The sequence below is a fragment of the Mycobacterium sp. IDUB_1 genome, from assembly GCF_055419625.1.
Genome location: NZ_JBVAYA010000001.1, coordinates 2388259 through 2400339 on the forward strand (window position 1 = coordinate 2388259; position 12081 = coordinate 2400339).

General features: G+C 66.8%; 7 protein-coding genes and 2 pseudogenes. 6 read left to right on the top strand and 3 right to left on the bottom strand.

Annotation, left to right across the window (positions count from 1 at the left end; all coding sequences use genetic code 11):
* Nucleotides 1-57: 57 nt before the first annotated feature.
* Nucleotides 58-4647, bottom strand: a complete 4590-nt coding sequence (gene mobF / locus ACZYYX_RS11980) for a MobF family relaxase (protein WP_463814593.1) — start codon at nucleotides 4645-4647, stop codon at nucleotides 58-60.
* 348 nt (nucleotides 4648-4995) lie between these two features.
* Between mobF and ACZYYX_RS11985 the strand changes: the two genes are divergently transcribed.
* The 3 genes from ACZYYX_RS11985 to ACZYYX_RS11995 all read left to right on the top strand — a co-directional run bounded on the left by ACZYYX_RS11985 (nucleotide 4996) and on the right by ACZYYX_RS11995 (nucleotide 6741).
* On the top strand, nucleotides 4996-5379 hold the full coding sequence (locus tag ACZYYX_RS11985; RefSeq protein WP_463814594.1) for a hypothetical protein: 384 nt from the start codon (nucleotides 4996-4998) through the stop codon (nucleotides 5377-5379).
* 490 nt (nucleotides 5380-5869) lie between these two features.
* Nucleotides 5870-6163: a helix-turn-helix domain-containing protein gene (locus ACZYYX_RS11990; protein ID WP_463814595.1), complete on the top strand. Its 294-nt coding sequence runs from the start codon at nucleotides 5870-5872 to the stop codon at nucleotides 6161-6163.
* A gap of 149 nt (nucleotides 6164-6312) precedes the next feature.
* On the top strand, nucleotides 6313-6741 hold the full coding sequence (locus ACZYYX_RS11995) for a hypothetical protein (RefSeq protein WP_463814596.1): 429 nt from the start codon (nucleotides 6313-6315) through the stop codon (nucleotides 6739-6741).
* Here the strand turns inward: ACZYYX_RS11995 and ACZYYX_RS12000 are convergent.
* A pseudogene (locus ACZYYX_RS12000) lies at nucleotides 6671-7368 on the bottom strand (transposase). The gene ACZYYX_RS11995 and the pseudogene ACZYYX_RS12000 sit on opposite strands and share 71 nt — an antisense overlap.
* Nucleotides 7355-7534: pseudogene (locus tag ACZYYX_RS12005) on the bottom strand (transposase); the annotation flags it as partial. The pseudogenes ACZYYX_RS12005 and ACZYYX_RS12000, both read right to left, overlap by 14 nt.
* Nucleotides 7535-7710: 176 nt before the next feature.
* On the opposite strand from ACZYYX_RS12005, the gene ACZYYX_RS12010 reads away from it, so the two are divergent.
* The 3 genes from ACZYYX_RS12010 to ACZYYX_RS12020 all read left to right on the top strand — a co-directional run bounded on the left by ACZYYX_RS12010 (nucleotide 7711) and on the right by ACZYYX_RS12020 (nucleotide 12065).
* Entirely contained in the window at nucleotides 7711-10101 is a 2391-nt protein-coding gene (locus ACZYYX_RS12010) for a heavy metal translocating P-type ATPase (RefSeq protein ID WP_463814597.1), read from the top strand.
* 210 nt (nucleotides 10102-10311) lie between these two features.
* A complete protein-coding gene (locus tag ACZYYX_RS12015) occupies nucleotides 10312-10539 on the top strand; it encodes a hypothetical protein (RefSeq protein ID WP_463814598.1) in 228 nt (75 codons plus the stop codon).
* Nucleotides 10536-12065, top strand: coding sequence for a multicopper oxidase family protein (locus tag ACZYYX_RS12020; protein WP_463814884.1), 1530 nt, complete (start codon nucleotides 10536-10538; stop codon nucleotides 12063-12065). Before ACZYYX_RS12015 ends, ACZYYX_RS12020 begins: the two co-directional genes overlap by 4 nt.
* Nucleotides 12066-12081: the final 16 nt, after the last annotated feature.

Below are 12081 nucleotides of genomic sequence, written 5' to 3' on the forward strand. Positions count from 1 at the left end.
ATCGATTCCGGTATATACCGTCAACGATATAAATACCAGGTGCGGTGGGTGTGCCCGTCAGTCGATGTCGAGGCCGTGTCCGCGGTCTCGTTCTCTGCCTCGGTCGCGTGTGGGTCCGGTGGTGAGGGTTCGCCAGCTGCGTGCGGCGATGGCGCGGTGTTCGTCGGCTTCGGCGGCGTGTCTGGGATCGTCGATGTCCGGTGCGGGGCGGGTGTTTTCAGCCCAGGGGAGGGTGAGTCCGTCGAGGAGTTGTCGGGCGCTGCCGGGCTGTCCGTTGTCGATGAGTAGGAGGCGGCCGTGGGCGGGGACCAGGGCGGTGGCCACCGCTGCGAGGGCGTCGGGGTCGGCGGCCGCGGCGTCCTCGACGACGATGATGGGTCCGCGCTGATCTGGTGGGTGGTTGGTGATCTGCTCGGCGAGGTGGTTGAGGCTGAGCCGGTCGGGCTGTGGTGTCGCGGTGACGCGGACGTGGTGGCGGTGGGCGTTGGTGGCCGCTGTGTGGATCGCTTCGGCGAGGTCGGGGGTGTAGCGCTCGGCCGCCACGGTGGCCACGACGTAGGGCACCGAGAGCGCGGCCGCGGCGGGGTCGGTGCGTGGCCGCGGGAGGGTCAGCGGGTCGGCGTTGCGCCAGGCGGCGGCCAGGACCTCGACGAGCGCACGCTCAGTGGCATTCGCGCTTGCGTGCACGCCTTTGTCCTGGGTGGTGGCGCGGTCGACGACGTGCCGATCGGGGAGGGCCGCGGTGCGGGACAGCGTGTCGGCCAGCCGCCACCACAGCGCCGCGGCGGGCATCTCATCGGGCAGCGGTCCTCGCTGGGCCGCCGCGGTGATCGCATCGCGAATGTCGTTGCCGCGGGCGGCTTCTGTGAGGTGGGCGGCCAGTGTGGGCCAGTAGGCATCGGTACGAATGCGGGGGTCGATCTGGTCGAGGAGGTCGTTGAAACGGGTGGGGTCGGCGCTGTCGCGTTCGATGGCGTCGGTGCCGTGGCGTTGCAGCCGGTCTTGGATTGCGCGGGTGGCCACCGGGTACTGGGGCGGGCCGGTGAGGCGGGTGTCGGCGTCCTCGACCCCGGTGGCGGCCCGGAACACGGCGATTTCTGCGGCCAGGACAGGGTTGGCCGCGACCAGGGGCTGCGCCCAGCTCGGCGCGGTGTCGGGGGTCCAAGCGTGGGCCTGTTCGCGGATCTGCGCGGCGAGCTCGGCGACCAGTTCCTCGCGGCGGCGCAGGTAGTCGCCCCATTGCGGATGGCCGGCCAGAGGGTCGGGGATGGCGGGCAGCCAGCGCAGCGGCCCGCAGTCGCGGCCGGCGGAACCGGTGAGGTCGATGCGGTGGTCCAGCACCGCGGCCGCATCGGCGGCATCGTCGAGGCCGCCTCGAGCGTGGGCGGCGGCTAACAGCTCGCCGGGATCGGCACCGGAGAGCGCCCGGATGGCCAGGCGACGACGCAGCACCGGCCACGCCGGGCAGGTACTGAGATCGGTATGTACTGATTCACCGAGGGCGTCGAGACGGTCGCGGGCGCCCGCGCCGAGCTGGTGCTCGGCTGCAGCGCCGACGGCGTCGGTGAACATGTCGGCGGCCGCGGACAGTCTGCGGGTCGGGTCGGCGGCCTGGCGGGCGGCGGTGGTGGCCGAGACCTGGCCGCCGTCGCGAGCCACGATCCGGGACAGGACGTCCACGGCGGTGTCGGGGTGGGTGGCCTTGGGGGCCAGGACGCGGTGCGGGTCGGTTTCGGCGGTCGAGAGGTACAGGTGGTTTTCCGCGCGGCCGCGAGTTAAGGCGACGTAGAGCTGTTGGCGGGTCAGGTGCTCAGCACCCACCACATGGCAGCTGTGCCCGGCGGTGGAGCCCTGGGCACCGTTGATGGTGGCGGCATAGCCGAGGGTGACGTGTTCGGTGACGTAATCGGCCGGCAGGGTGATCTCACGGCCCGTGCCGCGATGGCGAGCCCGCAGCGCCCCGTCGCGAGCGACATCGAGGACGTCGAAGGTGTAGCCATTGCGGACGTAATCAGTGCCCGACAGGGGCAGCCAGCGGGCGTTGCGGCGGGTGCGGATGACATCACCGACACTGGCCCGGAGTTGATCGGCAAGCACGATTTCACGACCCGGCCGCCAGTTCGGATCAGCCTCGACGAGAGCGGCCAGACGGGCAGTGCGGGCGCGGGCGTTGAGGTCGTCGACGATCGCGTTGGTGGGTCCCAACAGCAGGCTGTCACGCCCGGCGTTGCGGTCGGCCAGCCACGCCGAAAACGCGGCATCCGCCGCGGTCTGTTCGGCGCCGACGTGAATGCGCCCGGAGTCGATGTAGAAACCGATCCCGGCCGGATCGCCGCCGCGCAGCGCCAGCGACGCCGCGGCCTCGGCGCGGGAGTGAAACCGCACGACTTCCGAAAGCGTCAGCGCCTCGGTGTCGGTGGCGATGTCGCGCAACACCCCGCCAGCCGAAATCGACGCCAACTGGCAGTCATCAGCAACCAGCCGCACACTCGCGCCCTTGCGCTGCGCGTCAGCGATCATCGCGTCCAGACCCGCGGTCGATGCCATGCCGGCCTCATCGACGATGATCAACGTGTCGGGTCCGATGTCGGCGAACCACTGTGGTGTTCCGAACGTCGCGGCGTTGTCCGGACTGGTGCAGTGGACGTACTTGTCGAGGGTGTCGGTGGTCGCGCCCAGGTCCTCCCCGAGCACGATCGCCGCGGCCGCGGTCGGGGCCAACCCGAGGACATGTCCGCCCGAGCTGCGCCACGCATGCGCCAGTGCGGCCATGGCCGTGGTCTTGCCCGCCCCGGCCGGCGCCAAGGCAAGTCCTACGCGGCGTCCGCCGAGTGCCATCTGGGCCACAAGGGCGGCTTGGCCCTCGTTGAGCGGTTTGCCGCGTGCGTCGGCCTCGTCGAGTGCCAAACGCACGTCCTCGGTGGCCGCGACACGTCCATCGAGTTGGTGCGCCGCGGCCAAAATTCGGGCCTCGGCAGCGAGCACGTCGCGGCTGGTGAATTTCGCGACACCGTGGCGGCTGTAGACGCTGGAACCGTCGCGGCGACGCAATGCGACAGGCTCACCCAACTCGCCATCGGCGACGCGTGCGTGGGGCACCGAGAACGCTTCGGAAAGTGCGGTGTCGGTGAGCCGTTCGACAAGCCCCGACACGTGTGCGACACCCTCGTTCCGCACGACCCGGAGGGCTTCGGCGCGCACGTGGTGGGCCTGCCACGTCGCGCGTGTTTCGGCGACGGTGGCGACGATTGCGACAGCACGCGACGCCACCCATTCCGCGGTGATTTCCGGTGTCTTCTGGGCGCGACGCGGGGACAGAACTGTGGCCAGCATGCGGTTCAATCCCTCGTGGCCGAGGACCTCGGTAGCTTGGTTGCGCCAGGTGGCGCGCTGCTCTGCGAACGAGCGCGGTTCGTGCTTAGCTTCGCGCGTTTCCAGGGTCGCTTGATCGGCCAGCGCGTGGGTCTCGACGGTGGTGGGTTCGCGGCCGTGATCGTGCTGAAACTGCTTGGCCAGCTCGGCGGTGCGGGCCTTGATCGCGATGGCGCGGCTCGACCAGCGGGTCATCAACTCTGGTGCCATGCCGACGATCTCGCGCACGGGTCGTTTCCCGCGTTCGGCGGGCATCTCGGCGAAGTCCACACTCACGCGTGGAATCAAGCGGACTTCCATGCGGGTGTTGTACATCTCCGAAAGCGTCACGGCGTTCCGATGCAGCGGTTGGCCGTCCAGTGCGAGCCAGCGGCGCACGCCGTTGGCATCGACATGGGACACCTTGTTAGAGACCGGCAGGTGGGTGTGCAGGTCAGGATCTCCGGCGCGGGAATCGCGGTGGGTGAACGCCGGGGCGATGAGCCCTTCGGTGTCGACTTGGGCGACACCGTTGGTGCCGGTTCGGGTGAGGGCGGCGTTGTCTTGCAGCCACTCCAGCACGTCGGCCACCGCCTCGTAATGCGCGGCCTCGATCTGCTCGGCAATCTCTGGTGGGGCAATCGCCCACAGCGCTGAAATCGACTTCACCGGAGAGAACGTCAAGTCATAGCCGGCCACCGCCGTGGTGCGCGCCCGCGTGGCCCGCGCGATGAACCCCGACAGCTCCCGCTCATCGGCAGGATCGCGGCCAAATTGCTCGCCAAACAGCTCGATGGCCACCCGCGTCCGGATGCCCGCGCGCACATCGTCATCGATGGTCGCAGTGCCCGGCAGCCCGGCGGCGATGTTGTGAGCCCGGAACGCCTTTCCGACCCGACGCACGAACTCCGAAGACTCCTCGCGCACGGCGAACTGGCGGCCCAACTGGGCTGCCGCGATTGAAGGCTGAACGCCCAGATGCCCGGAAACGTGCTCCGAAATCTTGTCGGCGTTGGGGTGCAAACCTAGCCCGAACAGTGCCTTCATCTGAGCTTCGGTGACCGTCGAACCCTCTTCGACGCTCCACACCTGTTGGTGCACAGCGTCGCTGACCTCACGGGCTCCGGTGTCGGCCAGGGCGGCCAGGCCGCGGCCCATCCAGCGGCCCGGCGATTCCCCCTTGGCGGAGTAGTAGTCGGCCAGGGGCGAGCGGCCACGCTCGGTGCTATCGGCGGCCGCGACTTGCCGCACCAGGTACAGGTATCCGTCCCCGGCGGTCAGCTTGTGCATGGACATCACCGCCGCATGCACCCCTTGGCCCGCATGCGCCGAAAGGTACGGAGCGGAGCGCGGAAAAAACCACCACCAGAGCCAACATTCCCAACCGCCGTTACCAAACCGTGACCTGTATGCAAGAGGTGTGCTGGCTTTAAGGGGGCCCAGAAGCAGGGGTGATGGCGGGCCACCTGGGGTGCGGCAGCGGGGTGGTGGTGAGGCGGAGGGTTGAGGTCCGGTGAGTGGTGGGCGTTAGTGCAGTAGGCGCGGCGGCAAAAATTGGTGGACAGCGAATGTGGCTGTGGTGGTGGCCTGTACCGCCCGGTCGCTTCTAATGTGCGGATCATGACAGCTGCAGGTACGTCAAAGGTGGAGGCCCGGCGGCGGGCGCGCGAAGCGACCAGGCGGGCCAACGAGGCCCGCGCCGCGCGGGAGAAGGCGAACATCGAGAACGCGGCGAACTACATCGTGGCCAAGGCCAGACTGGCCGACATCGACGCCTGGGAGACCGAGCGGTTGGCCGCGGTGACCGAACAGGTGCGCGCCGACGCCAACAAGCGGCGTGCCGGCACTCGGGCCGAGGCCGGCGCGGCAATCAGGCTGCTGCAGAAAAGTGGTGAGACGCTGACGACGATTGCCGAGCTGACCGGCGAAGGCATCGGCGAAGTCAGGGCTATGCTGCGGCACGCACCGAAGATCGAGGAGCGCGCGGCGAGAAACGGTTCGCATTCACTAGACGGCGATGGCAGCTGATCCAGCAGTGAGTCCCTGCGACGGGGCCGCCGGCGTTCCTGGTGCGGCGACGGCGCGGACGTAGCCGTCGTCGCCTCGTAGGCGTTACGGTTCGGCCAGTGGTGTCACCTCGAGTCGGGGTGGCCGCGCTGACTCTCGGTGTTCGGCTTTAGGGTTTGCCGACTGAGAAGGGCGGGACAGTTGATCGTTGATCGGCGTCGGCATGCGCGGAAAATCGCGCGCTTCGATTGCCACGTCGTCTGCGGGCCAACTGCTTCGGACTGCAACGTCTGGACCGGGCGATCGCCGCCGATGGCTCCGGTCTAGCCTCACGCGCGACGGCGGGGGTTCCTGTGCGCGTCCGCATCGCTACGCGTTGGCGACGCGGCGGAAGCGGGGGTGCCGGGTTTGCATGAATGCGACAACCCGGTGTGCGTGACGATCGCGGCCGAGATAGACGTTCAACAACACGTCGTTTCTGGCTCCCCGGGCGACAACATGGAGCGGATGGATGCGTCGCGGCGTGGCCGCCAACGGGCGCAAGCGGGGTCGGCCCCGGAAGGTCGACGACGCTGCCGCCGCCAAGGCGCGCAGCTTGAGAGGCAAGGGCATCGCCTCCGCCGACATCGCCAAGATGATGGGCGTGTCTCGGGCCACGGTCTATCGCTACCCTGCGAAACTCACTCCGGCGACCATAGCGTCGGGCACTCAAGTGGCCGGATGCAACTATGACCATCGCTCAAGTCGTGGTTGCGCCGTCACGGCATGTGCCAGCTCCCGCCAAGCTTGCCAAGCAGCTCTATGATCCGCAGCGGGTGGTGGATGTCAGGAATGAGCGGACGCCTGGGACGGGCATGATGTCCGAGGCCGGAGTGGATGCCGTGAAGGCAGAATCGACGCGGGAAGTCGAACCTGTCCTCGCGATAGACGGAGCGGGCGTACATGGGAGCTCGAATGGGGAAACGTGCGCTGTTTCTGGCAGCCGCGGCGATGTGCGGTGCGCTCTTAGCTGCCATCGCCTTAATTACGCGTGGTTTCGGGCTCATCGACTCGGGATCCGTAGACCCGCGCGAGCGTGCGGCCCAGCAGCGGTGTGAACGTGACGTCGTAGCGCGGCTGGTGGCGCCGTCGACAGCGAAACTCACCGACGTCACAGTGACGAGCGCGCAACTGGACCCGGAAGTAATGGACTTGTTCTCGTTGTTAAGCGGCGGGCCCCTCAACGGCGTCGACCACTCCCGCATCAGCGTGCAGAGCGTAGAGGGCGTTGTCGTGGCGCCGAACGAAATGGGCGCCACGCTGCATGACCCTTTCACGTGCCGTGCGTATTTTGTCGACGGCGATCTGGTCGACACGCTCGTCGTGTTCGACCACGACCATTAACCGCGCTATGGACTGTCGCGGTACGTACCCAAAACAGTCTCGGTTCCGGTCGTATGGACCCGACGCGCAAAGATAGCGAGTCAAGTCCAGGGATGTGGTGTACGGCGTCGTCGTGTGATGCTTGGAGTTGATGGTTCAGGCGGTCAGTGCACGTCGGTGCGACGCCGGATTCCTTGTTGAGCCGCTCCTGGGGATTGTTCGAGCAGATCTGGCGCCAGATCTGCTTGGGAACGCTGTGAACGTCAGCAGATCCGCACGGCGGCTTCGAGGTGGTCGGCGACCTTGGGGAGCTTGTCAGCAGCGCGTTGATGATCCGACCGTATTGCGCGGCAACCGATTCCTTGTCGGGCTGATTGAACACCGAATGCGACAGGGTGCGTACCCACGGCCACAACGCCTTCGGGTGATCGCCATCGAATTGGTTGTGTAGTGGGTGCGGCAGTGCTGCCAGGTCGCGCCGGGCAGGGTGGCGCCGATCGCGGCCACCAGACCGGCGTGGGCGTCGGAGGTGACCAGTCGTACCCCGGAGATCTCGCGGGCGGTCAGCGAGCGCCCAGAAGGTGAGCCAGCCCGCTCCGTCTTCGGCGGTGCTGCCGTCGACGTCGAGGATCTCCCGGTAGCCCTCAGCGTTGACTCCGACCGCGATCAGGGCGTGCACGTTGACCACCCGCCCGGCTTCACGGACCTTGAGCACTAGCGCGTCGGCAGCGACGAACGTGGAGGGGCCGGCTTCGTCTAGGCCGCAACAAATTCGCCGCGCCCACGCGGACGGCAACTTTGCCCGTGCCGTCATCACCGCACTGCGGGCGTGTCACGCGCAATCTTTATCGAATCTTTGTCGAACCAGCACTGCAGGCATATCGATCATTGGAAGGGTGGGCGGTTGAGGCGCCTGCCTGACGGATGCGAGATCGAGAGGACGCCGCACCCTGCAGGGAGCCGCTCCCGCAATACTGAACGAGAGACCCTATGACTGAGTCGACGATTCTCGACGTGCACGGATTGAACTGGGCAAGTTCGACGGCGGTGGTGGAAGCCGCTCTGCTTAGGCGTGCGGGCGTGAAGTCGGTCGAAGCGAATGCGGTAAATCAAACGGCGACAGTTGTTTACGACCCGTCGTCCACTTCGGTCACTGAACTGGCCGGGTGGATACGTGATTGCGGCTTTCACTGCGCGGGACGGTCGGTGCCAGATCACGTCTGCGATCCGATGTCCGCGCCCCATACCGAGCCAGCGGCCACCCTGCGCAGGCGGCCAGCGTCGGCTCCCTCGCCGACTGCAGGGGAGGTGCATGCGCACGAGGCGGCGCCAGCACGAACTCCGCAAGAAACGATGGGTCACGGCGGCGGACATGCCGGCATGTCGATGGATCAAATGGTCCGCGATATGCGCAACCGATTTTTAGTAGCGCTGGCATTGTCGATCCCGATCATGCTGTGGTCGCCGATGGGCCGCGATATGTTCGGGTTCAGCGTGCCAGCGCCGTTCGGGCTTCGCGATGACGTGTTCACACTGTTGCTGAGCCTGCCGGTGGTCTTCTACTCGGCGTGGATCTTCTTCGACGGTGCCTGGCGAGCGCTACGGGCCCGGACCCTGGACATGATGGTGCTTGTTGCCGTCGCAGTCGGCGCCGGGTGGCTCTACAGCCTCGGAGTGACGTTGAGCGGCGGCGGTGAGGTGTTCTACGAGGCCGCTTCGGTGCTGACGGCGTTTGTTCTGTTGGGCCACTGGTTTGAGATGCGAGCTCGCGGGGGCGCGAACGATGCAATTCGCACCCTGCTCGAGCTGGCGCCCCCGACGGCAGTTGTGCTGCGCGACGGTGAGCCGGTGGAGATTCCCACCGCCGAGGTGGTGGTGGGTGACCTCCTACTCATCCGCCCAGGGGCCAAGATTCCCGTCGACGGCACGGTGGCCGAGGGGACGTCAGACGTCGACGAGTCGATGGTCACCGGGGAAAGCCTGCCGGTGTCAAAGGCGCCGGACGCGAAGGTGATTGGCGCCTCCATCAACACCACCGGCACGTTGCGGGTCGTGGCAACGAAGGTCGGCTCCGACACGGCGCTGGCACAGATCGTCGCGATGGTTCAGGAAGCGCAGAATTCCAAAGCTCCCGGGCAGCGCTTCGCTGACCGGGCAGCGTTCTGGTTGGTGCTGGTGGCGCTAATTGGCGGCACTGCCACCTTCCTGGTGTGGTGGGCGGTCGGTGCCGGTGTTCAGGCCGCGTTGTTGTTCGCGATCACCGTCGTGGTCATCACCTGTCCCGATGCGTTGGGGCTCGCAACTCCGACCGCCATCATGGTCGGCACCGGGTTGGGTGCCAAACGGGGAGTGTTGTTCAAGAATGCGACCGCGTTGGAGACGTCGGCACGCATCGACACCGTTGTCATGGACAAGACCGGCACGTTGACCAAAGGCGAGCCGGAAGTGACCGACGTCGTTGTTGACGGCATCGCAGAGGATCAACTGCTCGCGATGGTGGCAGCGGTCGAAATCGAGTCCGAGCACCCGCTGGCGGGGGCGATCGTGCGTTACGCGGCCGCGCGTGGCATCGCAGCGGCGTCACTGACTGGTTTCCGGAGCGTGCCTGGGCACGGTGCGGTCGCGACGGCTGCGGGGCGTCGCGTTGCGGTCGGTAATCGCAAGCTGATGGTCGAGGAGGACGTCGAGTTCGGTGCGTTGATGCAACGTCGCGACGAACTGGCCGCAAGCGGACGCACGGCGGTCTTGGTGGGCGTCGACGGACGGGGAGTCGGTGTCATCGCCCTGGCGGACGCCGTGCGCGAGACCTCCGCCGAAGCGGTGTCCGCGCTGCACGACCTCGGTGTCGAGGTGGTCATGCTCAGCGGCGACAACCAAGCCACCGCCGATCGGATCGCCGCGCAACTCGGAATCGACACGGTCATCGCCGAGGTGCTGCCCGGTGACAAGGCAGCCAAGATCGCTGAATTACAGCGACAGCGCAAGAAAGTCGCCATGGTCGGTGACGGCGTCAACGACGCACCGGCGCTGGCCCAAGCTGATCTCGGCGTGGCGATTGGTGCAGGCACCGACGTCGCCATCGAAACCGCAGATCTGGTGTTGATGCGATCAGACCCGCTCGACGTCGCGATCGCGCTGCGGATCGGACGGGGCACGCTTAGAAAGATGCGGCAGAACCTTGCGTGGGCGGTCGGTTACAACGTGATCGCGTTGCCCATTGCGGCGGGGGTTTTCGTACCGTCGCTCGGCTTGGTGCTGCGCCCCGAGATTGCTGCTCTGTCGATGTCTGGCTCCAGCTTCATCGTGGCCGTCAATGCGTTGATGCTCAAGAGATTGAAACTCCCCGTACCGGTGTCAGCGGAGACGGTCGCCAAGTTGTGAGGCTCCGCGTCTCGCGTTCCTGTCCTGTCTGGGCGACCACCACCGCTCGATAGCCCGCAGAGGGGGTGGGCGCAGGCGTGTCCATGCTTTCAGCGTGTCGCCCGAGGGGGTTCAGGAGCCCGCGACCCGGGTCTTGAGCGAATCTTCATAGAACCACCGTCTATTCGCTACTCGACCGCGCGAGTGTGGAACGTGAAGGAGGCGACCCCGATGACGTGGTGGAACGAAGCCGGCACCTACTGGGGGTGGTCTAGTTGCCTGCTGGCCATTATCATGCTGCTCGCGTTCTGGGGAGCCGTGATCGCCGCGCTGGCGGCACTGGTCGGGTCGAAAAGACCGCAGCGCCGCCGGGACGTCGAAGCCCAATCCGATGCTCAGGTGCGCGGCCTCAGCGCCGCAGATTGCGCCTCAACGACGAAATCCAGGCGACGCCCATGAACGGTCAAAGCGTTGGCTCGACGACTTTGACGCGACGCACCTTCCTGGCGGCGACCCTCGCTGCCGGTACCGCTGCCATGGCCGCGTGCGGGAAGCCGATGAGCGCCAGCCCGGCGACGGATCCGATCGGCGCCGCAGAAGCCGCGCGGCCCCACACTGGGCGCACCGTCGCCGCAGTGTTGAGGCCTGGGCTGGCGGACATTGACCTGGGCGGACCCGTCGTCCGCACGCTTGCGTACAACAACAGCGTTCCCGGACCGTTGATCCGCGCCAACGTCGGCGACGAACTGGCGATCAGCGTCACCAACGGTCTGGCCCACCCGTCTTCGGTGCACTGGCACGGCCTCGCGCTGCGCAACGACATGGATGGCGCAGCGCCGGCGACCCCGAACATCGACCCGTCATCGACTTTTACCTACCGGTTCTCTGCGCCGCATCCCGGTACCTACTGGGCCCATCCGCACACCGGCCTTGACGCCGATTGCGGGCTTTATGTGCCGGTCATCATCGACGATCCGGCCGAGCCGGGACGCTACGATGCCGAGTGGATCGTGGTGCTCGATGACTGGACCGACGGAATCAGCTCCAGTCCGCAGCAGCTCTATGAAGGGCTGCGGGGGGCCGGTGGTCACTCGGGTGGGATGCCAGGGATGCCGGGCATGAGCGGAACACCTGGGATGCCAGGAGTTCCAGGTGTTGGAGGTGTGGGCACGAGCGCACTTCTCGGAGGTGACGCGGGTGACGTCAGCTACCCCTACTACTTGGCGAACGGTCGTATTCCGGCGGCGCCAACCACCTTCACCGCACGCCCTGGACAGCGGATACGGATGAGAATCATCAACGCCGCATCCGATACAGCATTCCGGGTCGCGCTGGCCGGGCATCGGATGACCGTCACCCACACTGATGGCTTCCCTGTAACGCCAACCGATGTGGACGCGCTGCTGCTGGGCATGGGGGAGCGCTATGACCTGCTCATCACCGCCGGTGATGGCGTGTTCCCTTTGGTCGCCTCGGCCGAAGGAAAGAACGCGCTCGCGCGGGCACTACTGTCCACCGGTGTGGGTGCCGCACCCGATTCGGCATTCATGCCAGCCGAGCTGCAGCGCCGGGTGGGCACCGTCGACGTGTTCACTGCCGCGCCCGAGGCGGTCTTGGATGTCACCACGGCCGACGCCGCGTTGTCGGCCCGGCTTTCCGGTTCCATGGCGTCCTACGCCTGGATGATCAATGGCAGACCGTTCGACGACACGGTTCCACTGACTGTCAGGCAGGGCCAGAAGGCGACGTTGACGTTCAGCAACACCACGATGATGTGGCACCCCATGCACCTGCATGGCCACACCTTTCAGGTGATCAAGCCGGACGGGACTCCGGGCCCGCGCAAGGACACCGTCATCGTCCTGCCGATGCAAAAGCTTACCGTGGCGCTCGTCGCCGACAATCCGGGCGTCTGGATGATGCACTGCCACAACACCTATCACCAGGAAGCCGGCATGATGACAACCTTGACCTACGCGCCCTAGTACGTCGCCGCGCCAT